Source organism: Ruegeria sp. AL1, assembly GCF_056540905.1.
This window is the reverse complement of the sequence record NZ_JBQFXP010000010.1, coordinates 196299-223057: the sequence shown is the minus strand read 5'-3', so window position 1 is coordinate 223057 and position 26759 is coordinate 196299. Positions and strand designations below refer to the sequence as shown.

The 26759-nt window shown below is 58.0% G+C and carries 25 protein-coding genes; 22 read left to right on the top strand and 3 right to left on the bottom strand.

Annotated elements, in window-relative coordinates:
- Window positions 1–143: 143 nt before the first annotated feature.
- Entirely contained in the window at window positions 144–656 is a 513-nt protein-coding gene (locus ACRZ9X_RS16980) for a GFA family protein (RefSeq protein ID WP_480520988.1), read from the top strand.
- 82 nt (window positions 657–738) lie between these two features.
- Here the strand turns inward: ACRZ9X_RS16980 and ACRZ9X_RS16975 are convergent, their stop codons facing one another.
- The 3 genes from ACRZ9X_RS16975 to ACRZ9X_RS16965 form a co-directional block, all read right to left on the bottom strand.
- Window positions 739–1485 (bottom strand): outer membrane protein, encoded by a 747-nt coding sequence (locus tag ACRZ9X_RS16975; protein WP_480520986.1) that lies wholly within the window; start codon window positions 1483–1485, stop codon window positions 739–741.
- 203 nt (window positions 1486–1688) lie between these two features.
- Complete coding sequence (locus ACRZ9X_RS16970) at window positions 1689–2513, bottom strand: class I SAM-dependent methyltransferase (protein WP_480520984.1); 825 nt, start codon at window positions 2511–2513, stop codon at window positions 1689–1691.
- Window positions 2514–2516: 3 nt separating this feature from the next.
- Entirely contained in the window at window positions 2517–3032 is a 516-nt protein-coding gene (locus tag ACRZ9X_RS16965) for an OsmC family protein (protein ID WP_480520982.1), read from the bottom strand.
- Window positions 3033–3174: 142 nt separating this feature from the next.
- Here ACRZ9X_RS16965 and ACRZ9X_RS16960 point away from each other — a divergent pair, with 142 nt between their 5' ends.
- The 21 genes from ACRZ9X_RS16960 (at window position 3175) to ACRZ9X_RS16860 (ending at window position 26753) form a co-directional block, all read left to right on the top strand.
- Complete coding sequence (locus ACRZ9X_RS16960; RefSeq protein ID WP_480520980.1) at window positions 3175–3885, top strand: winged helix-turn-helix transcriptional regulator; 711 nt, start codon at window positions 3175–3177, stop codon at window positions 3883–3885.
- Window positions 3886–4066: 181 nt separating this feature from the next.
- A complete protein-coding gene (locus ACRZ9X_RS16955; protein WP_480520979.1) occupies window positions 4067–5599 on the top strand; it encodes an arylsulfatase in 1533 nt (510 codons plus the stop codon).
- Window positions 5600–5726: 127 nt separating this feature from the next.
- Window positions 5727–6680 carry an AAA family ATPase gene (locus tag ACRZ9X_RS16950; RefSeq protein WP_480520994.1) on the top strand — a complete coding sequence of 318 codons (954 nt, stop codon included), beginning with the start codon at window positions 5727–5729 and terminating at the stop codon, window positions 6678–6680.
- 9 nt (window positions 6681–6689) lie between these two features.
- Window positions 6690–7670, top strand: a complete 981-nt coding sequence (locus ACRZ9X_RS16945; protein WP_480520977.1) for a DUF58 domain-containing protein — start codon at window positions 6690–6692, stop codon at window positions 7668–7670.
- Window positions 7667–8143 carry a DUF4381 domain-containing protein gene (locus ACRZ9X_RS16940; protein WP_480520975.1) on the top strand — a complete coding sequence of 159 codons (477 nt, stop codon included), beginning with the start codon at window positions 7667–7669 and terminating at the stop codon, window positions 8141–8143. Before ACRZ9X_RS16945 ends, ACRZ9X_RS16940 begins: the two co-directional genes overlap by 4 nt.
- A gap of 1 nt (window position 8144) precedes the next feature.
- Window positions 8145–9128, top strand: coding sequence for a vWA domain-containing protein (locus ACRZ9X_RS16935; protein ID WP_480520973.1), 984 nt, complete (start codon window positions 8145–8147; stop codon window positions 9126–9128).
- The gene (locus ACRZ9X_RS16930; protein ID WP_480520971.1) at window positions 9089–10657 is read left to right on the top strand and encodes a VWA domain-containing protein; all 1569 of its coding nucleotides are present in this window, start codon (window positions 9089–9091) and stop codon (window positions 10655–10657) included. The genes ACRZ9X_RS16935 and ACRZ9X_RS16930 overlap by 40 nt, the downstream gene beginning before the upstream one ends.
- Window positions 10654–11937, top strand: a complete 1284-nt coding sequence (locus tag ACRZ9X_RS16925) for a hypothetical protein (protein ID WP_480520969.1) — start codon at window positions 10654–10656, stop codon at window positions 11935–11937. Before ACRZ9X_RS16930 ends, ACRZ9X_RS16925 begins: the two co-directional genes overlap by 4 nt.
- Window positions 11937–13883: a multiheme c-type cytochrome gene (locus tag ACRZ9X_RS16920; RefSeq protein WP_480520967.1), complete on the top strand. Its 1947-nt coding sequence runs from the start codon at window positions 11937–11939 to the stop codon at window positions 13881–13883. The genes ACRZ9X_RS16925 and ACRZ9X_RS16920 overlap by 1 nt, the downstream gene beginning before the upstream one ends.
- A gap of 20 nt (window positions 13884–13903) precedes the next feature.
- A complete protein-coding gene (locus ACRZ9X_RS16915; RefSeq protein ID WP_480520965.1) occupies window positions 13904–15598 on the top strand; it encodes an alkaline phosphatase family protein in 1695 nt (564 codons plus the stop codon).
- A 234-nt stretch (window positions 15599–15832) separates the two neighbouring features.
- Entirely contained in the window at window positions 15833–16348 is a 516-nt protein-coding gene (locus ACRZ9X_RS16910) for a hypothetical protein (protein ID WP_480520964.1), read from the top strand.
- Window positions 16349–17135: 787 nt separating this feature from the next.
- Entirely contained in the window at window positions 17136–17930 is a 795-nt protein-coding gene (locus ACRZ9X_RS16905) for a helix-turn-helix domain-containing protein (RefSeq protein ID WP_480520962.1), read from the top strand.
- A 203-nt stretch (window positions 17931–18133) separates the two neighbouring features.
- Window positions 18134–18910: an alpha/beta fold hydrolase gene (locus ACRZ9X_RS16900; protein ID WP_480520960.1), complete on the top strand. Its 777-nt coding sequence runs from the start codon at window positions 18134–18136 to the stop codon at window positions 18908–18910.
- Window positions 18891–19745 (top strand): phosphoenolpyruvate hydrolase family protein, encoded by an 855-nt coding sequence (locus tag ACRZ9X_RS16895; protein WP_480520958.1) that lies wholly within the window; start codon window positions 18891–18893, stop codon window positions 19743–19745. Before ACRZ9X_RS16900 ends, ACRZ9X_RS16895 begins: the two co-directional genes overlap by 20 nt.
- 14 nt (window positions 19746–19759) lie before the next feature.
- Window positions 19760–20986, top strand: a complete 1227-nt coding sequence (locus ACRZ9X_RS16890; protein ID WP_480520956.1) for a Tm-1-like ATP-binding domain-containing protein — start codon at window positions 19760–19762, stop codon at window positions 20984–20986.
- On the top strand, window positions 20983–22020 hold the full coding sequence (locus tag ACRZ9X_RS16885; RefSeq protein ID WP_480520954.1) for an ABC transporter ATP-binding protein: 1038 nt from the start codon (window positions 20983–20985) through the stop codon (window positions 22018–22020). Before ACRZ9X_RS16890 ends, ACRZ9X_RS16885 begins: the two co-directional genes overlap by 4 nt.
- Before the next feature lie 32 nt (window positions 22021–22052).
- Window positions 22053–23501 carry an ABC transporter substrate-binding protein gene (locus ACRZ9X_RS16880; protein WP_480520952.1) on the top strand — a complete coding sequence of 483 codons (1449 nt, stop codon included), beginning with the start codon at window positions 22053–22055 and terminating at the stop codon, window positions 23499–23501.
- A gap of 16 nt (window positions 23502–23517) precedes the next feature.
- A complete protein-coding gene (locus ACRZ9X_RS16875) occupies window positions 23518–24474 on the top strand; it encodes a carbohydrate ABC transporter permease (protein ID WP_480520950.1) in 957 nt (318 codons plus the stop codon).
- Between the two features lies 1 nt (window position 24475).
- Window positions 24476–25342, top strand: coding sequence for a carbohydrate ABC transporter permease (locus tag ACRZ9X_RS16870; protein WP_480520949.1), 867 nt, complete (start codon window positions 24476–24478; stop codon window positions 25340–25342).
- 11 nt (window positions 25343–25353) lie between these two features.
- Window positions 25354–26460, top strand: a complete 1107-nt coding sequence (locus tag ACRZ9X_RS16865; RefSeq protein WP_480520947.1) for an ABC transporter ATP-binding protein — start codon at window positions 25354–25356, stop codon at window positions 26458–26460.
- Entirely contained in the window at window positions 26460–26753 is a 294-nt protein-coding gene (locus tag ACRZ9X_RS16860) for a hypothetical protein (RefSeq protein WP_480520945.1), read from the top strand. The genes ACRZ9X_RS16865 and ACRZ9X_RS16860 overlap by 1 nt, the downstream gene beginning before the upstream one ends.
- Window positions 26754–26759: the final 6 nt, after the last annotated feature.

Sequence of the window (26759 nt, the reverse complement as noted above, 5' to 3'; positions counted from 1 at the left end):
GCCGTGGAGTTTGAGCGATGAAACAGGATCTTCCCGTTTTTCCGGCCCTTCACGGCTCGACCAGCAGCGGCAAACAGTGGTGCGTTTTGGCTACATAGTCGAAACCGCTCGGCATCTTAAACCCGAATGCAGGAGGATTGATCATGCCCAACGAAAAGCCGGAAGGCGGCTGCGATTGCGGTGAGGTTCGGTATCGGCTTTTGGCTTCACCCTTGATCGTGCATGGGTGCCATTGCCGAAGGTGCCAGCGGCAAACGGGCAGCACGCATGCGGTCAACGCATTGATCGAAGGCAGCAATGTCCTGCTGCTGTCTGGCAATATCATCGAGGATATGGCTGAAACACCGTCCGGTAGCGGACAGAAGATAACCCGCTGTACAAACTGCCATGTCGCGGTCTGGAGCGAGTACCTGCGGTTCGCCAAACGCGTGCCGTCCCTCATCCTGTTCATCCGCGCAGGGACTTTGGACCAACCACACCACCTTCCGCCCGATGTCTATATTCATACCGACAGCAAACAGCCCCATGCGATCCTTAATAACGGAGTGCCGTCTTTCGGAGCTTTCTACGATCTCAGACAGGTCTGGTCAGAAGAGAGTATGAAACGCTTGGCGCAGGCTCGTCACACTCTAGAACCGGCACGGCGCGTGTCCTGAGTGATCTCACAAAACTCACGCAACGGCACAGGACTTATCCCCGAGTGAAGCCATGGCATCTCGGCCTGCGGCCGGGCTGAGATCAAAACCTGTATGTTGCTCCGAAGACAGGTCCTGACTGGTCGAACTCAAAGTCGTTCCCGTTGATCTCGTGCTCGAATGCGATATAGCGATAACCGCCGCGCAGCACCCATTTTTCATTGATGGCATAGTCGGCCGTTGCCAATATCTGCCATGTTTCGCTTCCGCTTCTGAACCCGCCGTAATCCACAAATCCTGTCGCGGCCCATTTGTCCGACAGCGTGTAGCGCAGGCGCGCAGCGATGAGGGGATCAATCCAGTTGTCATCGGCGCTGAAAGAGACACTGGGCGCGGTCCCTGCGGTCAGTGTCAGGTCCGTCTCTGTCCGGAACCATCGGAAGCCCCCGGCTGCGTCAATTTTGACCTTGTCGCTCTCATATACCTGATATGCGAGATAGCCGCTGAAGAACTGTGTTCTGTCTGAAGTCTCAAGACCCGAAAAAGCGGGCCCCGGTGTGCTGTTGCTGAAAGACAGATCCGTAAAGTTATAGTCTCCGAGAATGCTCCACTGGCCATTGGATACCGAAAACGCGCCAAAAAAAGCGACATCCAGATTGCTCAGGGCGTCTGAGAAGCTCAGACTCCCTTCCAGAGTTCCCTGAGGTGTTTGCAGAGAGATGTCGGTTTCCGGCGTGAACAGATAGATTGTAGCCTCAGCGGTCCAATCGTTCGCTTGTGCAACAGCGGATGTTGCTAAAAATGCGGTGGAACTCAGGCAAAGTGTTTTGATTGCCGATTTGATAGCCATGATGTCCCTCTTATAGTTTTATTTGGCCAAAGTCGCGGATAAGTCACGTGCGGCCAGTGCGTCTTTCGGATCGCGTTTCTGCCATGCTGCGGAGAAACCGGGTGGATGTAAAATCATTTTTTCGCATGAGGTCTGCATATGGCGCGAAATGACAAATGTGGCGGAATATCATAAAGCATCGCCACCTGCATGAGCGTTGTAATCTATTCAGGGACGGTTGCACAGACCGTGACGAATTCCCCCGGAATGGCGTAGCCACCTGTTTGGTCTCGGAAGCAAGCGACCGAGTTCAGGAATTCGCGCCTGACATCGGCCATCGTCACGTCGTCAAAGCGTTTGACGGCCATCGCGACAGGTCCACCCAACATCATCGCACGGCTGAGGTTCACAGCATTGACGAAGTCCAAAGTTTCCGTTTGGCGAATTTCGTGGATATCCGTCAGGCCAGCGGCTTTGAAATCCATCTGCAGTGCCCCAGGAGCCCCCGAAGCGAAAAACATGGGACACACTTCCGATGCAACCCGCGCGTCTACAATCGGGAAAATCTCGGCCCAGCGACAATTCTTGCGTTCTCCCCAGATCGTCGCAGCCACTTTCCCGCCGGGGCGAACAGCGCGTGCCATTTCGGTCAGGGCTTTTCGGGGGTCAGGCATATACATCAGCCCCAATGCGCAGATGGCCGTATCAAAGCTGTTATCCTCGACAGGCAGATCTTCTGCTCCCATTCTGGCAACCGACACGTTCGGGATATTCTCTGCCTCGCAGTGCTGTGTGACCTGACGCGTCATCTCTTCAGAAAGGTCCGTCGCAAAAACACGACCGGTCCGGCCCACCGCACGGGCAGCGCGGAGTGTGACCATTCCGGTCCCGCACGCGGTTTCCAGAACGGTCTGACCGGGTTGCAGATCGGCCATCCGAAGCAGCGTATCTTGCGCCGGTCGCAATTGATCCGACCAGTCATGGTGATAATATGCGGCTGCCGCGTCCCAGCCATAGCGCTGAATTCGAAGTTGTAGTTTGGCGTCCATCCCTTAACCCTCCTGCGCGATCTGCACATCAACCTGAACGGAATGCGGATCCTGCAATGCGATCAGCCACGGGTCATTTCCAAGCCCTTCAGCGACAATTTCGCCAAGTTCCGCTTTGGTCGCGGTGCTGGTCAGCATGATCCTGAGTTGTATGTTTTCCGGGCCAGCCGAAACGCCGTCCATTCCGAACATACCTCGATTGTCCCAATCCATAGTCAGGTCCACAGCTATGTCGGATACCGGGACGCCGTTCCGCTCTGCCGCGATGCGCAGGCCCATGACGATGCATGCGCTTAGACAGGCGCGGCCAAATACACCGGGTGTGGGCGCTTGACCCGTTCCACCCATAATGGCCGGCATGTCACATGCCAGCACTGAATCGCCTTCACAACAGGTTGTCAGAAAGCCGGTTTCCGAGGTCGCGCGTGTTTGTGTGCTTTGCCGCGCAGCTTTTGGCCTTTGGACAAAGGCACGCCGGTTGCGCTCAAGCGCGGTTGTGATGACGGATGAAGCTGCCATGTCAGGTTCCCCTATGGATGCAGTTCATCTTCCGGCGTCCTTGAATTTCCGGCCAGAGTACAAAATGGAGTGAACCCGGTACAGAAAATGGACTGGATCGGTGGAGTGCGCCTGAATAAACTGAGCGCTCGGGAGGCGCGCTATGCCAAAGCAAAACAACATGCTTTTCTGTCCGATCAACATGGCCTGCGAGGTTCTGCAGCCGCGATGGACCATCCACATCCTGACAGAACTGCGCTGGGGCTCGACGCGGTTCAATGATATCCGGCGGGGTATCCCCGGGATTTCTCCCACGCTGCTGGCCAAAAGGTTGAAAACCCTTCAATCGCAGGGTCTGGTTCGACGGGTGGAAAATCCTGCCAATGGGGCCATCGACTATATCCGTACAAATGCGGCGGTTGAGCTTGACCCCATCATTACAGAGTTGGGCAAATGGGCCTATCGCAATACCTCGGTTCAGGATCTCAGCTGCAAGACGCAGCCGTCAGCTTTCGTGTGGAACCTGCGATTGAGCATTGACAGCGGGGCAATGCCGAACCGGCGGGTGGTGATGAAACTGACATTCCCGGAACAGGCGGCTGATCAGCGCAACTTCTGGATCATGTGCCGCCCCGGCTTTGACGTTGATGTGTGTTTCCTTGATCCGGGCTTCGATGTGGACTTGTTCATCACAGCAGAGTTCGACGCGCTGGTTTCGGCGTATTTTGGGTATTCCAAGCTGATGCACCAAATCTCGGCAGAGCGCATAACCCTGCTTGGGGACGCGGCGCTGGCCAACACGATCAACCAGTGGCTCATCCTCAGCTCCTATGCGAGTGATCAGGAAGCCGGTCGTCTTGTTGGTGCATCCTGATGCATCATATCCCGGGCTATCGCGTCCCCAACCGTCTTCACAATTTCAGAAGATGCGGCAAAGCTGGCAATTGTGATTTGCTTTGAAACCCTTCCAAAATAATTCTGGGCAAGAGGCGCGCACAAGAATGCCCGCTTTCAAAACAATCACCAAGGGAGTTAAGAGTTTGCAACTTCGCAAAATGTTACGACTTAAGGCCGTGGCGGTTACAGCGCTTCTTGCGCTTTCCGCTGCTGCAACGGCCCAGGACGCTAAGCCCAATTTTCTGATTATCTGGGGCGATGATGTTGGATGGAACAACACGTCGGCCTACAACCGCGGCATGATGGGCTTTAGAACGCCCAATATCGACCGGATTGCCAACGAGGGCGCGATGTTCACGGATTGGTATGGTCAGCAAAGCTGTACCGCCGGGCGCGCCGCCTTCATTACAGGTCAAAGCCCGTTTCGCACTGGTCTGTTGAAAGTTGGTTTGCCTGGGGCACCAGAAGGGTTGTCCGAACTGGATCCGACGATTGCAGGCCTGTTGAAAGAGCAGGGGTACATGACGGCGCAGTACGGCAAGAACCATCTGGGTGATCTGGACCACCATCTTCCGACCAATCACGGATTCGATGAGTTCTTTGGCAATCTCTATCATCTGAACGCCGAGGAAGAACCCGAACATCCCGACTATCCCAAGGATGCTGCGTTCCGCGAACAGTTCGGTCCCCGTGGTGTTCTGCGCACGTCATCCGATGGTCAAATCGAAGATACAGGACCTTTGACGCGCAAGCGTATGGAAACGGTCGACGAAGAGTTTCTTGTTGGTGCGATCGATTTCATGGAGCGCGCAGTCGCGGCGGACAAGCCGTTCTTCCTGTGGTTCGCCGCGACCCGTATGCATGTGAACACGCATCTGAAACCTGAATCCCAGGGGGTAACAGGCCTTGGCGTCTACGCTGACGGCATGGTCGAACATGACGGCCACGTCGGTCAGTTGCTGGATAAAGTCGATGAGCTGGGTATCGCGGACAATACCGTTATCATGTACTCGTCCGATAACGGAGCTGAGGTCTTCAGTTGGCCGGATGGCGGAACAACTCCATTCCGTAACGAGAAGAACTCGAACTGGGAGGGTGGTTACCGTGTGCCGACGATGATCAAGTGGCCCGGCGTCATTGAACCCGGGACTGTCTTCAACGATGTCATGTCGCACGAGGATATGCTGCCAACCATTCTTGCCGGTGCAGGCGAGCCGCAGATCAAAGAGAAGCTGACCGAGGGCTATTCGGCTATTGGCCGCGACTACAAAGTCCATTTGGATGGCTACAACATGTTGCCCTACTTCTCGGGTGAAGTCGACGAAGGCCCCCGCAAAGAGTTCTTTTATTGGACCGATGACGGTGATCTGGCAAACCTGCGTTATGGTCGCTGGAAGATGGTCTTCCTCGAGCAGCGCGGCGAAGGCTTTGATGTCTGGCAGGAGCCGTTCTTTGAACTGCGTCTTCCCAAACTGTTCGACTTGCTTGGTGACCCGTTCGAACGTGCAGATCACGAATCCGCAAACTACGACATGTGGCGCTTTGACAGAGCGTTCCTGATCCTGCCTGCGGTTGCTTATGTCTCGCGCCATCTTGAGACGTATACCGAATTCCCGCCACGGCAGGAGCCAGGTAGCTTCAATCTGGGTGACGTGTTGCAGAAGCTGCGCGAAAACACGAGCTCGAATTGACGCGGTCCTGTTATCGTATCTAAGCTAAAAGAAAAATTCACCGGCATCTTCGGATGTCGGTGAAGAATGTAACAGCTTGATTTGGAAGAATACGGTGACGGATGCACGAACGGCGGTAGAAGACCTGATGTCCCTTATGGGTGAATCGATTATCGGGCAAAGGGATGTGATCGAAAGACTGGTGATTGGTCTGCTGGCGAACGGCAATCTGTTGATCGAAGGGATGCCGGGCCTGGCAAAGACGCGGGCCGTCAAGTCACTGGCCAAGAATCTGGAAAGTGATTTCAGCCGTATTCAGTTTACCCCTGACCTGCTGCCATCCGACGTCACCGGCACCGAGGTTTACTATCAGACCAGCGAAGGATCTGAATTCAGGTTTGAGCCCGGGCCGATTTTTGCCAATATTGTTTTGGCTGATGAAATAAACCGTGCACCGGCCAAGGTGCAGGCCGCGTTGCTGGAAGCAATGGAAGAACGGCAGGTTACCGTTGCTGGTACAACCCACAAGATGCCCCCGTTATTTATGGTGATGGCAACCCAGAACCCGGTCGAGCAAGAAGGAACATACCCTCTGCCCGAGGCGCAGATGGACCGATTTCTGATGCATGTTCTCGTGGACTATCCGCCGCCGGAAGACGAAGTTCAGGTGATCCGCCTTGTGCGCAACGAAGAGGCCGGGGTGACGCAGTCCAAGCCCGCGGCAAAGGCTGCCAAACAAACGATGACGCAGGACATGGTCTTTGCAGCGCGCAGCGAGATTTCCGATATCCACGTTTCAGACGCGATGGAACGCTACATGGTCGATCTGGTTGCCGCGACCCGCACACCGACTGACTATGGTGACAGTCTGTCGCGCTGGATCGAACTGGGGGCAAGCCCGCGCGCCTCTCTGGCGCTTGACAAATGTGGACGTACCCATGCCTGGCTGAAAGGCCGCGATTACGTGGACCCTCAGGATATCCGCGCCGTGGCGGCCAATGTATTTCGCCACCGATTGGGTCTGAGCTATGAAGCTCAGGGCGAGGGGGTAACGCCAGATCAGGTTATTGAGGAACTGCTGGCGCAGGTAGCCCTGACATGATGGCGCGTGATGATTGACCGGGCCGCACGCATCAGAGCTGGACTCGCTCCCAAACAGGTGACGCCCTCGGAAAAGGACACGCGGGTGTCGGTCGATCTGGCGCATCTGCGCGGGCTTCAGGGGCAGGCACGGTCCCTCAACTTCTTGCCGCGCCAGCCATCGAACAGTGTGCTGAATGGTCGCCATGCCTCTCTCATGCGGGGCCGCGGGCTCGCGTTTGAAGAGCTGCGTGGATACTTGCCGGCGGATGACGTTCGCTCGATCGACTGGAAGGTGACGGCGCGCATGGGGAAACCTTATGTGCGTGTGTTTACCGAAGAAAGGGATCGCCCGGCCTTGATCGTGGTTGATCAGCGGATGTCGATGTTCTTCGGCTCCTCCCTGAACATGAAATCCGTCACGGCCGCCGAATGTGCGGCATTGGCGGCCTTTCGCATACTCGACCAAGGGGATCGGGTCGGCGGGATCGTATTCGGAGACGAGATCATTGCGGAAATCCGGCCTCAGCGCAGCCAGTCTGCCCTGAACCGGTTCCTGCAGGCCATAGCATCGGCAAACGCCTTGCTGCGCGCGGATGCCCCGGATGTTACGCCTGTTGGCTTGAATCGCGTACTCGCTTCGGTCAATCGGATCGCCCCGCGTGACCACCTGATCATCGTTTTGTCGGACTTCGATATTGTCGATGACACGACCCGTAAACTGGTCCGGGGGCTGGCACGCCACAATGATCTTGTTCTGGGATTGGTAACGGATCCGATTGCCGACGAACTTCCCCGGGGCTTGAAGTTGACCATTTCAAACGGAGAGTTGCAGGCCGAAATCGATACGGGTGAAAAGACTGTGCATCGCAATCTTGCCGAGATGGCGCGCGGTAGAATTGCCCGTGTTCTGGATTCGAGCCGCACCTTGGGCGTGCCTGTTCTACCGTTGTCGTCCGCGCAAGACAGCCTACAACAAATGCGCCGATTGATGGGCATTTCAGTCAGATGAACGAAACTGCCGATATCGCACCTGTAACGCTGCTCGATTTGATCGAGCAACTCGTCCCGCCTCAAGAACCGCCTGCTGTGTCGATGGTGCCCCAGACATGGGGTTGGGGTGTTTTGACGGTCGTGGTTTTGGGGTTGGCGATCTATTTTTTCCTGCGGTGGCGCGCGCACTATCGGGCCAACGCCTACCGTCGCGACGCCCTGGCCGCGCTTGATGCTGCGCAATCCGACCCGGCGACCGTCGCCGAAATTCTCAGGCGGTGTGCGTTGGCGGCATTCCCGCGTAAAGACGTCGCCGGCCTCAGCGGGCAGGAATGGCTTGGGTTTCTCGACCATACCGGGGGAAACACCGCTTTCACCGAAGGGCGTGGAAAGGCTTTGTCATACGCGCCTTATACAAATGTGCCGCCCAGAGATGCCGATTTGCTGGAAGCCGCAAGAAACTGGGTTCGAAACCACAAGCGGGAGGGCTGAGGTGATCGGGTTGGGTTTCCCCTATGCATTGCTTATGTTGCCCCTACCGTGGTTCATTTGGCGGTACCTTCCAGCGCATAAGGAAAAAGTGTCGGCGCTTCGGTTTCCATTCTTTCGAATGATCGTCGCCGCAGCAGAAACCACACCTGCGGTCGGAGCCGTGGTTTTGCGCAGAACCCGGTTACAGATGACCTCGGCCATCGCCATCTGGATCCTGCTTGTGCTGGCATTGGCGCGGCCCGAACATCTGGACGCGCCGATCGAAATCACCCGGTCTGCCAGGGATGTTGTCCTGGCTCTGGATATCTCGGGCTCTATGGACACTGTGGATTTCGAAATGCCGGATGGAACCCGCGCGCAAAGACTGGCTGCCGTGAAACAGGTTGTTCAGGATTTCGTTGTCCAACGCGACGGCGACAGGATTGCGCTGATCGTTTTTGGAACCCGCGCATTTCTTCAGGCCCCTTTGACCGAAGACCTGGAAACGATCAGCGAGTTGGTCGGCCAGACCGAAGTTGGCATGGCCGGGCCGAACACCGTCATTGGTGATGCAATCGGGCTGGGGATCAGAACCTTCGAGATCAGCGAGGTGGAACAGCGCCTCATGATCCTGCTGTCTGACGGCGGTGACACAGGCAGTCGTATGAGCCCGCTCAACGCATCCGAAATTGCTCGCGAGCGAGGCGTTGAGATCCATACCATCGCCGTGGGGGACCCCAACGCGTCAGGCGAAAACCGCGTTGATGCGCAGGCTTTGTCGGATATCGCTGCACGAACGGGGGGCAGCGCGTTTTTTGCATCGGATACCGAAGCGCTGACGGCTGTTTACGACCGTATCGACGAATTGGCCCCCCGACTGGTCGATCAGATTTCCTACCGGCCCCGAACACAACTTGCGTCCTACCTGTTGGGATTGGCGTCCGTGCTGGGTGTGCTGACCCTGACGTGGCTGACAGTCCGACACGGCAAGCGGAGCATGGCGTGATGGGGCAGGTCGCGACAGAACTCGCCCTCTTTGTCGAAGCTTTTCACTTTATTCGACCGCTGTTGTTGATATTGCTCTTGCCGTTGGTCGTCCTTTGGTGGCTGAACCGTCGCGCTTTTACGCGAACGGACCCGGTTTCGGACGAAATAGCACCCCACCTTCGGCAGGCGTTGACGGTGGGGGCGACGGCGCGCAGAAAACACTTGCCGATCGATCACACCGCGCTGCTTTTGATGCTGATGATCACGGGCGCGGCAGGCCCGACCTGGACGCGACAGGTGGATCCGTTTCTGGCGCAAACGGGGCCGCTTGTCATTGCGCTGGAAGTCACGCCATCGATGACCACAACAGACCTGTCACCCGACCGCCTGGAGCGTGCGAAGTTCAAAATCCGGGACTTGTTGGACCTCCGGGCCGGTGGTCGGACGGCGCTGGTCGCGTATTCGGGCACGGCGCACCGCGTCTTGCCGTTCACCGAGGATCCGCAAGTCATGCTACCCTATCTCGAGGGGTTGGCACCGGAAGTCATGCCGAAAGATGGCACCGATACCAAAGCGGCATTGGAGTTGTCGCTTGATCTGCTGGCCTCGGAACAATCGGGGGGCGTCTTGTTTGTTACCGACGGCGTAAGTCCGGCAGAGGCAGATCAGCTCAATACCACCGAGCGCGCTGCGGTTGCCGTACTGGCAATGTTGCCCGCAGCGATCGGTGACCGAGGTCTGGATGCACTCAGCCTACCCGTCATTCGGACAACACCGGATGCATCGGATATCACCCGTTTGGACCGAATTTTGAATACGGATTACCGCAGGGCCACATTGCAAAATAGTGAGCAGCCTTGGGAAGATCGCGGTTGGTGGCTGGCTTTTCCTGCCGTTTTTCTGGCGCTCATCTGGTTCCGAAAGGGTTGGACGATGCGGTGGTCTGCGCGGGCACTGGTTTTTCTGGTCACCGTACATCTGCCCGCGCAGGTGCGCGCAGATGGTGTGGTGGACTGGTTTCTGACGCCCGATCAACAAGGGTACCGTGCCTTTCAGAACAACGCATTTCCAAAGGCGGCGGATGCGTTTTCTGACCCGCTTTGGAAAGGACATGCACAGTATCGTGCGGGCCGGTATGAAGATGCCGTCAATACTTTGCAGCAGCTCGACACGCCCGAGGCCTCTTTCACGCAAGGGTTGGCCCATATCAAGAACCGCCAATACCGGGACGGCGTGCGCGCATTTGAGACGACGCTTGAGCGGGATCCGAACTTTCCCGGTGCTGCGCAGAACCTGCAAACCGCGAAAGAGATCGTGGCCTATGTCGAAGACGCAAGAGAAGCCTCAGACACGGGTGAAGACACCGGAATCGGGGCGGATGATGTTGTCTTCGACAACGAGGAGGGGCGCGGGACAGACACGCAAACCGACCAGCAACCAAAAGGAGAAGCTGCAATCCTGAGCACCGAGCAATGGATGAATACCGTCGACACAAGCACTGGTGATTTCCTTCGCCTGCGGTTCCAGTTCGAGGTGAACACCAATTGATACGTGAACTGATCATATGCGTCTTTGTTCTGACAATTGGCCAGCAAGCTGCGGCGCAGACCACCATTGAACCTCAGGTGACTGTTGCGCTGGACTCTGAACAGGTCATACCGGGACAGGCCACCGACCTTCGGATCACGGTTCTGGTGCCGACATGGATGACCAAGCCGGTGCTGTTTCCCAGTTTCGAGGCCCCGAACCTAAGCGTTCGGCTTCCCGAGAGAGCCACCAACCCCATTAGTGCGTCAGTGGAGGGAGAAACATGGTCCGGCGTCAGCCGCCGATATCGGATCATTCCCATGGTGCCCGGTCGATTTGAGATACCCGCGCAGGATTTGATCGTAACTTGGGCCGATCCCGAAACAAACACCCCTCGTGAAGACCGTATTGGCATCGACCCGGTCGTGATATCGGGCGTGCTGCCGGAAGGTGCCGAAGGGCTGGACCCTTTTATCGGTGCCACCAGTTTGACGCTGACCCAAGACGTTTCGAGGGAACAAGAGCCGCTTGAGCCGGGCGACAGTGTTACGCGGACGGTTACAGTCACGGTCGAAGGGACGTCGCCTATGTTCTTGCCGTCACTGATTCCCACGCCGCCGATCGAAGGAATCGCCACCTATCCCTCCGAGCCCGTTCTGACGGAAACCGCAACGCGAGGATCTTTGAGCGGAACGCGCGTTGAACAGGTCACGTATCTCGCCCAGACCGGAGGGAACGGCCAAGCGGACCCCATCACCGTGGAATGGTTCAATCTGGACTCTGGAAAAGTAGAAACCGCGTCGGTGGACGCTATTCCGCTGGTCGTGGATGCGCCCGTCAAACGCGAGATCTCTGAGACGACAGCGCGGCTGTTCATTTTGACCGCTGCGGTGGTTTTGGCGTTTCTTTCCGCCCTCTTGATTTTCCGAAAACGGCTTTTGTCATTCTGGGCAAACAGCAGGGCCGAACGCCATGACCGTATACTGGCCTCTGAAGCTTATGCAAGAACGGCCGTGTCCAAAGCAATAAGCGTCAGGGATTATGATGCCGTTATCAAAGCCATGGATGCTTGGCGTGAACGGTTGCAGGGTGACGATCCGCTGCAAGATACCGCAATCCGCACCGCTTTGGACCGCATTGGGGCCGAGCTGTTCGGCCCGTCGAAAATTGACACCAACGCCGTGTCCTGGCCCCAGTTGGAGGCCGCGCTTCGACACTATCGTCGCAAGGCACCTCGTGCAGGTACTGTGCGCGCACTTCCACCCCTCAATCCCGCAAGCTATTCCGGCAGGAGAATTTGATGATCCGTTTCCCTTGGCTTCCAACATTTGTCGGGCTTTGTCTTGCGACATCCGGTATGGCCCAACAGCAGCCCGAACAGGAAGCTGAGCCATACTATGTCGGCTCGCAGCAATGCACGGAGTGCCATCAGGACGTTTCAGACGCCTGGAGCGGGTCGCATCACGCGTTGGCCTGGACTGAACCCTCGCCCGAAACGGTTCTTGCAGATTTCAACGGGACAGAGTTCGAACATGACGGTGTCCGATACTCCTTTTCCTATGATGGCGAATTTTATCGTGTTCGTCTGCTTGAGGCAGATGGAACGACGAAAGACTACACCGTTCATTCTGTTGCGGGGGTCGCACCCTTGCAGCAATACCTGATCGAAACCGAACCCGGACGCCTGCAAAGCTTTGATGTGGTCTGGGATGTATCCCGAGAGCAATGGTATCATCTTTATCCCGATCAGGTCTTGCCCCCGGATGACGGGCTGCATTGGACTGGGCCCTACAAGAACTGGAACGGTCGGTGCGCCGAATGCCACGCGACAGGGTTCGAAAAGCAGTTTGATGAACGCCTTCAACTCTACCAATCCACTCAGATCGAAATCGGGGTGGGATGCGAAGCGTGCCATGGGCCGGCGTCGCGCCACTTGGAATGGGCAGAAAGTTCTGCACGTTCTTTGACAACGCCCCCGGCAGGGTATGGCTTTGCGCTCGATTTTGCCGCGGCGGGCACCGAAGCAACAATCCAGCAATGCGCAACATGTCACGCGCGCCGGGAACCCTTGGGTGACGGGAACCCGGTTCCCGGAACAAATTTCCACGACGCCTACACGCTATCTCTCTTGCGACCGGGTCTTTACCATGCGGACGGTCAGATACTTGACGAGGTCTACGTCTACGGCTCGTTCCTGCAATCCAAGATGTACAGCAAAGGTGTGGGTTGCCTTGATTGCCACGATGCCCATAGCGCCGGTTTGAAAGGCGAGGGAAACACGGTTTGTACGCAGTGCCATTCGCCCGCGGGAAATCCGGATTTTCCAAGCTTACCGCTGAAAGTGTACGATGATCCGTCTCATCACTTTCATAGCGAAGGGTCTGAAGGTGCCCAATGCAAAAGCTGTCATATGATCGAGCGCAACTTCATGGTCATAGACGGGCGTCGGGATCACAGTTTCCGTATCCCCAGACCCGATCTGGCAGCAGAGACCGGTGCCCCCAACGCCTGCACCGATTGTCACGCTGACCAATCAGCGGAGTGGGCGGCAGCGGAAATCGCGAAACACCATCCAGACGCTGCATCGAGACCTCACTTCGGAGAGGTTCTTGCTGCAGGGCGTATCAACCCGTCGATTGCACTGGACGATTTGCAATCGCTGGCGATAGACGAAGACCAACCTGATCTTATCCGCGCAACGGCTTTATGGTTGTTGTCCCAGGGTGCCGATGAACAGGCGGCAGAAACCCTGGCCCCGCTATTGGAAGACGACAGCCCATTGGTGCGCTCTGCCGCGATAACGGTTCAAAGGGCCGCGCCGCCGCAAACGCAGGTACAGCGCCTGATTGGCCTGCTGGATGACCCGAGAAAGATGGTCCGGATCGAGGCCGCAAAGTCCATGTTAACAGCCCCGATCGCACGGCTTCCTCAGCAGATCGAGGCTCAGATGCAGCTTGCGATGTCTGAATGGCGGCAATCATTGCAGTCCAGGATTGATTTCCCTGAAACCCACATGGTTTTGGGTGGCATGGCCCTGAGCTTGCGAAACTTCCCAGCCGCCCAGAGCGCATTTAGCGAGGTTGTCCGCATGGACCCACAGCGAGAGGAAGCCTGGGTTATGTTGGCCCGCATCACCGCGGCGAGTGAGGGTCGCGACGCCACCTTGCAGGTGCTTGATGACGCACTTGAGAAGCTGCCAGAAAGCCCGGCATTGAACGAATTACGCGATGCCGTCCGGTCACAATGAGAAAACGCAGAAGGAAGACCATGAAACAAAATGTCCTATCCACCGTTTTGGCCTGCGCAACACTCGCCGTCTCGGCACTCGCGGTCGGGGCAGAAGAAAGGCCCAGGCTCATCCTTCAGATAACCGTGGACCAGTTGCGCGGAGATCTGATCCTGCGCCATCAGGATCAGTTCGGCGAAGGTGGCTTCCGCTATCTGATGGAACAAGGCACATTCTATAGAAACGCACATCATACCCATGCGAATACGGAAACCATTGTCGGCCACACAACGCTGGCAACGGGTGCAAACCCGGCCGCGCATGGCATGGTTGGCAACCTTTGGTACGACCGTGCCGCTGGACGCACGGTCTATAACATCGAGGACCCCGATTATTCCATTTTGACCAGCGGTGCGGATGTTGATGACGCGACCGAAATCGACCCCACACAACGCGCCGCAAACAGCGACGGCCGCTCACCGCGCGCGATCCTGACCTCGACCTTTGGTGATGAATTGATCATCAGCACGGCCGGGCAGAGCAAGGTGTTCGGCGTCTCGATCAAAGACCGGGCTGCTGTTGCCATGGCAGGGCACGGGGGCAAAGCCTTTTGGTTTTCCAAGGCCGTCGGCCAGTTTGTAACCAGCAGCTACTATTACGACGCCTATCCGAATTGGGTCGAGGATTGGAACGCAAAGCAATTGCCGCAGAGTTTTAGCGGTGACACTTGGCAATTGCTGCAGCCCGCCGAAACCTATTTATTTGGCGCGAAGGATGATCAGGAATGGGAACCTGATTTTGCAGGTTTTGGACGTATATTTCCGCATCCGCTGGGAACCGTGGACGACAAGTTCTTTACAACACTTCTGACGCTCAGCCCGTTCGGAGATCACATCACGGCCGACTTCGCCAAAACGGTTATTGACGCTGAAAATCTGGGGGATGACGCGGTTACCGACTATCTCAGCGTCAGCTTTTCCGTGGCCGACTATGTCGGGCATTTCTTCGGGCCGTCCAGTTTGGAATACGAGGACAACCTGCTGCATCTGGATCGCACTCTGGCCGACCTTTTTGCCTATGTCGCCGAAGAGGTAGGGCTTGAAAACACACTGATCGTGCTGTCATCCGATCACGGTGCACCCGAGGCCCCCGGTTATCTAGCATCGCTTGGAATACCCGGGGGGAACGTGTCGCCTGACGAATGGGACACCGCACCAGTCCTGGCGCGTATACGGGATCGCTTTGGAATAACGGGCGATTTGTTCGAAGGATACGACCATCCCTATCTGACCCTTTCAGAGGCAGTCCGTAACAACCCGGATATCGACCAGTCCGAGTTGGAAACCGCCATTTCGCGTGAACTGGTGGCATTTGAAGGGGTCGCCTACGCCGTGCCGACATCCCGCTTGCGTGACGCATCCCTGCCGCAGAATGCGCTGACACAAGCCATCCTCAATAACTACAACCCGGATCGTTCTGGCGATATCCACGTCGTTTTCCAACCCGAGTGGTTCATAAACGATATGGATGGGCTCTCTGTAACTGTGACCCATGGATCGCCATGGCGATATGACACTTATGTTCCCATAATATTTGCCGGGTTGAACATCGGGGCCAAGACCGTAACTCGACCTGTGCAGACAATAGATGTTGCGCTTACCCTGTCACAAATTGCCGAAACCCGCCCCCCTTCGGGTGCGACGGGGGACGTGTTGCATGAGGTCATTGACCATTAAGCCCTTAGCCAGACGGGGCAAACGGGCCATGTCCAGTGGCGTCTTTGCTGAGGCATGACCGGGTTTGGCCCGGCTCTGTTTCAATTGGCAGTCCGGGCCTCAAATCCGAGGTGTTTTTCCCTTAACTTGGCCAATTCAAACAAACTTTTGGCAGAGACTCAAAAGGGTGCAGTCCTTTCCACTCCAATATTGAGTAGCGGTACCAGTTGCCGGCGCAAGAGTGGAGGAGCAATCATGAGAACCGAAGCAGTCAGTGCAGTCGAAATCATCAGTATGCATTTGAACAGACACTACGAAGCCGATCAGCGCGCGGATGCGATGGTCGAGATGCTTTTGGACAACGCGATATCCAGTTCTGATTTCTGGCCGTTGTTGCATGGGTTATGGGGCGGGTTCCAAAAGATAGACCACACGATGTTTGTTCATGCCATGGATGTTAAAAACCGGATATCTTGCTGGACGCCCACAACTGAATGGCAACTTCTGCCCAGGGAAATTTCGGTGTATCGCGGACAAAGCCTCGGGAAAGAAGTCGGATTGTCGTGGACAACCAGTTTTCAAGCAGCCTGGGACTATGCATTGGGAAACAGCAGGCAGGCGATCAAAACACCGATCATCCTTGCCACCAAAGTCGACAAGAAAGCTGTCGCAATGGTTATCGAGGACGGCGAGCCTAGTGATTTGGTATTGTGGAAGGCCCCGAGGATTTCTGATTGCGTGATAAGGCAGATTTCACCCTTAGCACACTGATAACGACGCAGCCTGCGCGGCCCAGATTTTCGGGCCCCGCAGACATGCCAGTGCTTTTTTCAATCGAACCAAAGGGTCTTGGTCAAGGCGTGATCACAACGCAAAGGAACTTGAAACAGGTCATCCTGATACACGTCTCATGAAAGGCCTCGAGCTGCTTTCGGCATGTAGATCTACAAGTTCCTTTAGATGCGCGACTTCCGGCGCTCACCGGAGGGGCGCAGCGTAACCGCGCCAGTGGCCCTGTCGGATGTCTTCCCGACCCTTCTGGACCTCGCCGGGGTTGACCGGCCTGCCGCGCAAGACCGGTTCCCGTCCCTGCTGAGCGACCTTGACCCGAACGGCGGATTTTCGGCCTCAGCCCCCGCGGTGCGATGCTGGTGGGGCCAGGGTTCAAATTCTGCCGCCGGGTCAGCGGTGAGGCAGAGGCCTATGACCTGGCATCCGACCCCGGCGAACAGCATGATCTTTTGTCGGCGCCGCATTCCGATCCCCGAGTGGCGGAGTATGACGTGGAATTAACGCGGTTCATGACAGAGGCTCTGTCGCAGGGACACAACGACAAATCCGTGGTTGAGGCCATCTCCGCGGACGAGCACAGCTATGGTCAGCGGAACTGGACAAGGCCCTATCCGGCACGTGTTTCCCGAGAGGGAATCCGAAACGTCTGATGACCGTGCCTGACGGGCTGACCCCGTGTTCCTAGCGCTGAGATCCGGACAAACCGGATGCCGTTCCGGAAAAGGTCGCTATAGTGCCGGCACCTCAGGCAGACCACAGGCCCATCGTGCGCGATTCAGATATCCATCCGGCCCCGATTGACCCAGAGCTTCTGGCGCAACAGTTCATCCTGCCGGTCGAGGGCCCGCTGACCCGGTCGGACGTGCGGCAATTCGAATTGCTGTTCGACCTGATCCCCGACATCTATTTCTACATCAAAGGCACGACCGGCCGGTGGGTCACCTGCAACATTGCCAGTCTGCGCCTGTTGTCTCTGACCAAACGGCATGAAATCTTCGGCGCGCGGGAGGAAAGCTTTTTTCCGCCTTTGATCGCAGAGGCCATCAAACAGGATGATTTGAATGTCATTCGGAATAAGGTCCGGATCATCAACAAGTTCGAACTGATCGCCGATGAGCGTGGGCAACTCATCTGGGTGGTGACGAACAAGCTGCCCATTCTGAACATGTCCGGTGCGGCGCTGGGTCTGGCTGGCGTGACGCGTATCTTGCCGGAAAGCGGTGCGCTGCCCGGTCCGCTGGAGCGGTTTCGCGAGGTCGTCGCCCATATCGAGAACAATATCGCCCAACCCGTCCGGGTCCCGGATCTGGCCGCGATGGCGAGGATGTCGGAAAGCCACTTTCGTCGCCGGTTCAAATCGGCCTTTGGTATCTCGGCGCAAGAGTTCATATTGCGCACCCGCCTGCTGGCTGCGTCGCGCATGATTGCCAACAGCGCCGAACCGTTCTCGGTCATTTCGCTGCGGTGCGGGTTCTCGGATCAAAGCTATTTCACCCGCCAGTTTGCCCGGTTCTTTGGGCAATCCCCCAAGAAATACCGGCTGAGATGGCGCAGTACCTAAGTCAAAATGATCGAATAGTTCAAAAATACGACGAAGTTCGTGCAAGATATCGAGCGCTGAACGTGAAAGACTTTTCCCAGTTGATGGTCTGAACGGCCACAAAACATGGGAGGAGGCATTCAGGTTGTTGGCCTGAATGAATAAGAATATTGTCTTTAATCAACAAGATAGAATTCGAGTCCTATGGCTCGGATAGATCTCGGGTGACTGTGGTTCTGGTGCATGGGCTTGGGGCCTCGGCACAGCAGTTTGACGGGTTTGTTGATCTCGCCTCTTCAGGGGTAAGGCTGATTTGTGTTAACTTGCCGGGGCACGACGGCAATTTCTGCGATCCGCAATCCGACGACATTGGGTTTTCCGCGTTCCGCGATCTTCTGATCGGGTTCTGCGACGAACTTGGTATCCGGAATGCAGTGTTCTGCGGGATTTCCATGGGGTCTGCCCTTTCCTTGATGGTCGCCGCGCAGCGCCCAGACCTATGCCGCTATGTGATGGCTGTTCGGCCCGCATGGCTGACCGAGAGCTGCCCCGAGAATCTGGGACTGATCGGACAGATCGGCGAGCTGTTCCGCGATTTCGACAGTGCAGCGGTGCAGGCAAAGATCGAGGCCGACACCAATTATTGCGACATGATGCAGGATGTGCCGCAAGCCGCGCAGTCGGTGTTGTCGGCCATCACGCGCCCAAATGCGAAACGGCACGCGCCGGTTCTGGCTGCGATGGTTGCAGACGCCCCATTCCGCCGTCTGGCAGAGCTGCGCGAGATCCGCTGCCCGGTCTGTGTTGTCGGTACGAACGCCGATGCGCTGCACCCGGTTGAGCTAGCGCATCAGACGGCCAATGCGCTGCCGAATGCGCGCCTTGAAATTCTGCCCCCCCGGTATCTGGAGCCAGAGGCACATGCGCGTGCCCTGAAGCAACTGATCGCGGATGTGGTGACCCTGTCTGACGGAGAACAAGATGATTACAAAGCGAGTTGATCCCCAGGATTTTCTGACCCGGATGCGTCAGAAGGTGCAAAACCGCGATCCGATCATGATCGCCAGTGCCGGTAGCGGGCTGGTCGCCAAGCTGCTGGAAGAGCAGGGGGTCGATATCATCAACACCTTCTCGGGCGCGCGGCTGCGGGCCAACGGGATGGGTACGATGTCGATGATGTGGCCCATTCTGGACAGCAACGCGCAGACGTTGAACTACACCCGCGAAGACATCATGCCTGCGCTATCCGGCAAGGCGATGATCTGCGCCTGCCTCAACGCCAACGACCCCCTGCGCGACATGCGCATGGTACTTGAGGATTGCCAGCGCATGGGTGCCAACGCGGTTTCGAATATCGGGCCGTCGGTGTCGTATGTGGATGAAGGCAGCGAGATCAAGAAGGTCCTGACCAGTGCGGGTGTCACTCTGGACAATGAGATCGAGATGCTGCGGCTGGCCAAAGAGATGGGCATGGTCGCGGTCGGTCTGGCCTTCACGCCCGAAGACTCCGAGCGGATCGTGGCCGAGGCGCAGCCGCATATCTTTTGCTATCACGCGGGTACAACCAAGGGCGGGCGCACCGGGTATGACAATGGCTCGACCATCGCCGACACCGCGCGCGATACCGAGGCCGTGTACCAGCGTGCGCTTGAGATCGCACCCGACACCATTCTGGTCGGCCACGGGGCCGCGATGGAAACCCCCGAAGACGCACAGTTCATGCTGAACAACACGTCCGGCCACGGCTTCTGGACCGGGTCCTCGACCGAGCGGTTGCCGATTGAGCGTGCGGTGACGCAGGCGGCCTCGGATTTTCGCAAGCTTTCATTTCAGTAATCGACAGGTGTGACATGACCCCCAGCGTTGCCATTCTGGCCACAGCCGACACCAAAGGACACGAGATTGCCTTTCTGCGCGACCAGATCACCGCACAGGGCGTCACGGCCCTTGTGTTCGATTTCGGCGTGATGGGTGACCCGCAGATCGCGGTCGATATCAGCGCCAATCAGATCGCGCAGGCTGGTGGCTCGGATCTGGCCACCCTGCGGCAGGATGGCAAACGCGAAGAGGCCAGCGCCACCATGTCCGCAGGCATGACCAAGCTGTTGCTGGACCGTCTGGCACAGGGTCAGTTGCAGGGTGTGATCGGGCTGGGCGGCACGCAGGGGACCGCTGCCATTGCAACCGTGATGCAGTCGCTGCCCTATGGGGTGCCCAAGGTGATGTTCTCGACCATGGCGTCGGGCGATACGTCCGGTTACGTGGGCATTCGCGACGTGACCATGATGTTCTCGGTCAGCGATATTCTGGGGCTCAACCCGTTTTCCCGCGCCATGCTGACCAATGCCGCGGGCGCCATCGCCGGGATGGCCAAGGCGGGGGCCGATCTGAATTTTCAATCCGACCGTACGGTGATCGGCATGACCAATCTGGGTGTGCTGACGCAAGGCACCATGCGCGCCATCGAGCTGCTGAACGATCGGGGGTATGAGGTGATCGTGTTCCACGCGGTCGGCTCGGGCGGGGCGGCGATGGAAGCCATGATGCGCGAGGGCGTAATCTCGGCCGTATTCGACTATGGGCTGGGTGAGCTGGCAGATCAGATGTTCGGTGGCATCCGCGCCTGTGATGACACGCGCCTGACTGTTGCGGCGGAACTGGGCCTGCCGCAGGTGATCGTGCCGGGCGGGATCGACCATCTGGGTATCCTGCTGGATGAACCCAACACCGTGCCGGATCAATATGCCGACCGGCCCTATGCCTTCCACAACCCGGTGATCTTCGTGCCCCGCACCACCGCTGAGGAAGGCCAGCAAATGATGACCGAGCTTGGCCGCCGGGCAGCAAATGCAAAGCACACCAGCTTTCTGCTGCCGATGAAGGGGGGCAGTGCCTATTCGGTCGAGGGCGGGCCGCTGTGCGACAAAGAGGCCGACAAGGCCCTGTTTGCGGCGGCCCATGACGCCCTGTCCGGCATTGGACCGGTGATCGAGGTCGATGCCGCCGCCGAAGACGCCGTCTTTATCGAACGGGCTGTCGACACGCTGATCGCCAATATCGAGGCGGCGGGCAAATGACTCTGTCGCTGAGCAATATCCACAAACGCTATGGCGGGCTGCATGCGCTGAAAGGCGTGCATCTGAATGTGCCCGAGGGCGCATTCTATGCACTGCTGGGGCCGTCCTCGGCCGGCAAAACCACGGCGTTGCGGGTGATTTGCGGGTTGGAAACCCCCGATGAGGGGACCGTGACCCTGTTTGGCCAGCGCGCCAATGATGCGCCCATTCAGGGCCGCGGGCTGGCGATGATCTTTCAAAGCTTTGCGCTCTATCCGCATCTGAATGTGCGCGAGAATCTGGCCTATCCCCTGCGTCGCAGCGGGCTGCCATCACAAGAGATCGACAAAAAGATTGGGCGCGTGGCCGAGACGCTGAACATCCAGCACCGGCTGGGCAACCGCACCGATCAGCTTTCGGGCGGAGAACAACAGCGCGTCGCCATTGGTCGCGCCCTGATCCGCGAGCCGCAGGTTCTGCTGCTGGATGAACCGCTTACCAATCTGGATGCCAAGCTGCGCGACGCCATGCGGGTCGAATTCAAGCGCCTGCATCGCGAGTTGGGGATCACGATGCTGTATGCCACTCCCGATCAGCTAGAGGCCACGACGATGGCCGATCAGATCGCGGTGATCGACGAAGGGCGGATCATCGCAACCGGCACGCCGCAGGACCTGTATCACGCGCCGCCGGATGCGCGGGTGGCGCAGCTGGTCGGCTCACCGCCGGTCAATATTGTGCCCATCCGTGCACGCTCGAACGCGGGCACGTGGCTGGGCTTTGCGCAGCTTTCGATCGCGGCGCCTGACGGCACGGTCTGCGCCATTCGCCCGCATGATCTGACCGTTGCCCCGGACGAGGCCGATTTCCAAGGCGCGGTCGTGCTGACCGAAGCCCTGGGCGATGTCAGCGTCGTCACGGTTCAGGCCGGTGACGCGCAACTGCGCACTGTTCTTTACGGGGCAGACGCGGCGCGGGTTCGGATCGGCGATCAACTACCGCTCAAGATCAATCACGCCATGTACCTGCCCGCAGCGGAGGGCGTGCAGGTCTGACGACAAGAACGGAACAACCAACGGAGGAGAGAATGACCAGATTCAGCAAAACGGGGGCGCTTCTATCGGCGACGATACTGGCCGGATCGGCCGTCGCCGCAGAAGACATCACCATCCGCATGGCGGCACCCGATTGGGGGCCCACGCGCTTCATGCAGGATTATGCCAATGAAACCTACACCGCCCCGTCGGGCAACAACGTCAAGCTTGAGATCGACTTTATCCCGTGGCCGAATTTCTTTGACCGGGTGAATGCCTCGCTGAACTCGGGTGAGCAGAAATATCAGATGCTGGTGTCCGACAGCCAATGGCTGGGCACCTTTATCGAGGCCGGTCATTTCATGAAGCTGAATGACTATATCGCCGAAGACCCGGAACTTCAGGCCATCATCAAGGACCTGCATCCGGCGCTGGTCTCGGGCTATTCGACCTATCCCAACGTGCCCGCAGACAAGATCGCCGAGATGGGTAACTACTCGCCGGACGTCAACTATTACGGCTTTCCACAATTCCCCGACAACTACTTCACCTATTATCGCAACGACCTGTTCTGCGACGAGGGCGAGAACGCGGCGTTTCAGGAGAAATACGGATCAGAACTGCCTTGCGCCCCCGAAGCCTGGGACAGCGTGACCTGGGATGACTGGGGCAACTATGGTGCGTTCTTCACCCGCAAGGCCGGGGAAACGCTGGCAGGTAAAACGCTTGACAGCGATTTCTATGGCATCGCCTATCAGGCGGGCAAACCGCTTGATTTCTCGACCATGCAGATCAACGCGTTTTTCTGGCAGTGGGGCGGCGGAATCTGGGATGAGGCCAATGAGCCCAACGCGCCGGTTCTGGGCGTGGTGAATTCCGACGAAAACGTCGCCGGGTTCGAACGCTATCTGGAACTGCTGAACTATGCGCCGCCGATCGCCAAGACCGGTCAGATGGGCATTTTCGAGATCCAGGACCTGTATATGCAGGGCAAGATTGCCGCCATCATCGACTGGGCCGCACTGGCAGCACCAGTGGTTGATCCGGCCACCAGTCAGGTCGCCGATGTCACCAGCTTTGGCATGATGCCCGGAAACATGCTGAATGGCGCGCTGGACCGCAGCGCCAATCTGGGCGGCCAGCCTTTTGTTCTGACCACATGGAACGATGATCTGGTCGTCGCCGAGGCGCTGGATCTGGTCAAATGGTGGCTCTCTGAGGACACGCAGGTCGCCGCTGTCAAAGCGGGTGGGCAATCGGGCCTGACCTCGGTTCTGGAAAACCCCGATTATGACAGCTGGGCGCCTTGGAATGCGACCTATCGCAAGTCTCTGCCCTGGCAGAAGGACCTGTGGCACGTGCCCGAGATGTTCGAGATGCTGACCCAGCAGCAGGAGGAATTCGACCGTGCGATCACCGGTCAGGTCTCGGCCCGCGAGGCGCTGGATGCTGTGGCCGAATTCCAGGACGAGCTGCTGCGCGACGCGGATCGCCTGCAGTAAACCGATGGAGAAAGCTGTGAATCAGGCTGTACGACCTCCCAAACTGCCGCCCGCTTTTGATCAAAAGGCGGAAACGCGCGGCTTTCTCCAATGGATCAACGCGCCAGAGCGGCGCGGGGCACTACTGGTGACGCCCGCTCTGGCCACCCTGTTTCTGATCAACATCCTGCCGCTGTTGTGGTCCTTCGGGTTGAGCTTTTTCAACTACCGTGCCAACCGGCAAAAACCGCCCAAGTTTCAGGGGCTTGAGAATTACACCGACCTGCTGGGCGATGATCGTGTGTGGGAGAGATTCGTGACTACCGGTCTGATTGTCAGTTCTTCGGTCGCGCTGCAATTGCTGGTCGGGTTCGGGCTGGCGTTGCTGTTTGCCAAGAAGTTCCCGATGCGACGGCTGGCGCTGATGTTCGTGCTGACGCCGATGATGCTGTCGTTCGTGTCGGTCGCGATTTTCTTCAAACTGTTCTACGACCCTACACTGGGCATGTTGTCGTGGTTCATCAGCCTGTTTACGGGCGAAAGCTTTGCGCTGCTGGCCACCCCGGCCGGGGCCATTGCGGGTATCGTTATCGCCGATGCCTGGATGTGGTCGCCCTTTGTGATGCTGCTGGTGCTGGCCGGACTGGTCTCGGTTCCGGGATACCTGTACGAGGCCGCCGAGATTGACCGTGCCTCAAGCTGGAAACGGTTCCGCACGATCACCTTTCCCTATGTGAAAAGCCTGCTGCTGCTGGCGCTGCTGTTCCGCACGATCGAGACATTCAAGACCTTCGATCTGGTCTTCCTGATCACCGAAGGCGGGCCGGGGTCAACCACGGAAACCATCGCCATCTATGCCTATCGGCTGGGCTTCCAGTTCTTCCGAACCAGCGAGGCTTCGGCGCTGGCCTATATGATCCTGTTCGTCGTGATCGTGCTGACCTCGATCTATCTCTACGTGGTGAAACAACGCAACGAAACGGAGGGCGCGTGATATGGCATCGTCGTTTCGCACCCATGATCAGGCAGGCCCGGTCCGCACCGCATGCGCTTGGCTGGTGGGCATCGTCTACTTTGCCCCGGTCTTCTGGATCATCCTGACAGCTTTCAAAACCCGCGCTGACGCATTGGCGATCCCGCCCAAGCTGTTTTTTTCCCCGACGCTGGAAAATTTCCGCGCCGTCTTTTTCCAGACGTCAGCTACCGGAGAGGTGACGGGGTCGGGCGTCTGGCTCTATTTCGCGAACTCGGCCTTTATCGCGGGCTCATCGGTGCTGCTGGCGCTGATCATTGGGACGCTCGCCGCTTACGCCTTCTCGCGCTATCCGCTCAAGGGTAATGACACCTATCTGTTCGTGATCCTGTCGACCCGGATGTTGCCGCCGATTGTGGTAATCATCCCGATCTTTCTGGTGTTCCGTCTGACCGGGCTGTCGGGGTCCTATATCGGGATTATCCTGCTTTATACCGGGTTCAACCTGCCGTTTTCGATCTGGATGATGAAAAGTTTCTTTGATGATCTCAACTCTGAGGTCGAGGATAGCGCCCGCATGGATGGCTCGGGCGACTGGTCCGTCTTTGGTCGTATCGCGCTGCCGCAGGTCAAGGCGGGGCTGGCGGCGACGGCGGTGTTTGCGCTGATCCTGACATGGAATGAATTTATCTTTGCCCTGCTGCTGACCGGCCCTGAAACCCGCACCGTGCCGGTCGCCATTGCCAGCACTATCGGCGGCGAGATCGGTGTGGATTGGGGCAAGCTGTCGGCCATGGTGTCGCTGTTCCTGATCCCCGTCTTCATCGTGACCTTTGCGCTGCAAAACCAACTGCTGCGCGGTGTCACCTTTGGCACTGTCCGCAAGTAAAGGAGGCCGCAATGAACGTGTTGAAACTCACTGGCCTGACCAAATATTTCGGCGATTTCGCCGCCGTTCAGGATGTGGACCTGACCGTCCAACCGGACGAGGTTCTGTGCCTGCTGGGCCCGTCCGGCTGTGGCAAGACCACCACCTTGCGGATGATTGCGGGGTTAGAATCCGCGACCCAGGGCACAGTGCAGTTTGGTGCGCGGGACGTGACCCATTTGCCCGCGCGGGATCGGGATGTGGCGATGGCGTTCCAGTTCTATGCGCTCTATCCCGACCTGACCGTTGGCCAGAACCTTGTCTATCCGCTGCAGGCCGAGGGCGCGAGCGCTGCGGAAACCGACGACCGACTGGCCCGCATTGCCGATATCCTGCAATTAGCCGAGGTGCTGGATCGCTATCCGCATCAGCTGTCCGAGGGGGAAAAGCAGCGCGTCGCCGTAGGCCGCTGCGTGATCCGCGCGCCCAATGCGTTTTTGTTCGACGAACCGCTCAGCCGTCTGGACGCCAAGCTGCGCGATGAGATGCGCGGATCAATCCGCAAGGTTCTGGCGACGCTGGACCGCCCCACCGTGATCGTGACCCATGACCAGCTTGAGGCGATGACCATGGGCGACCGGATTGCAGTCATGCGCGATGGCAAGGTCGAACAGGTGGGCCGCCCGCTGGATGTGTTTGAGCGGCCCGCAAACACCTTTGTTGCGGGCTTCATCGGCACGCCACAGATGAACCTGCTCAAGGGGCGCTGCGTTGCAGCCAATGACACCGCGCTGGAGCTTGATCTGTCGGGTCATACGATCCGGCTGGCCTCGGACCCGTTCAGGACGCTGCCATCCGAGGGGTCGGACGTGACGCTGGGCTTTCGCCCCCGCGCTGCGGCCCGCGCCGGGGCAAATGGAATGTCCCTGCGGGCCGCGCGGGTGTTCCTGTCGGAAAACATGGGGGCCGAAACATTGGTCCATTCCGATTGGAACGGTCAGAACCTGCGGGTGTTGGCGCACGGACCGGGGCGCCCCGAGGGGCAGGAGCATGACGTGCAAATTGACCCTGCCGATCTGACCCTGTTCGGGGCCGACGGCATCCGCATCACCCGCAAATCGGACAAGGAGGCCGCGTGATGGCAACGCTTAGCAGAACCGGCGCGACGCGGGCCAGGGGCCTTATTCTTGCGCTGTCCATCGGATCGTTGATCGCGGTGTTTCAGCCTGTGTCGCACATCCTGTTCCAGATCGGATGTGTCACCGCCTTTCTGTCGGCGATCCTGTTCAACATGATGCCGTTTCTCAACGCGGGTCAGCCCGTGAAATCTCTTCGCTCGCCTGCACTGACGATCCTGATCGTGTTCTTGTGTCTGGTCGGTTTCGCAATCCTGTCTGCCTGGGGGTACGTCCTTTATCTGCAGGCGCAATAAGCTCGG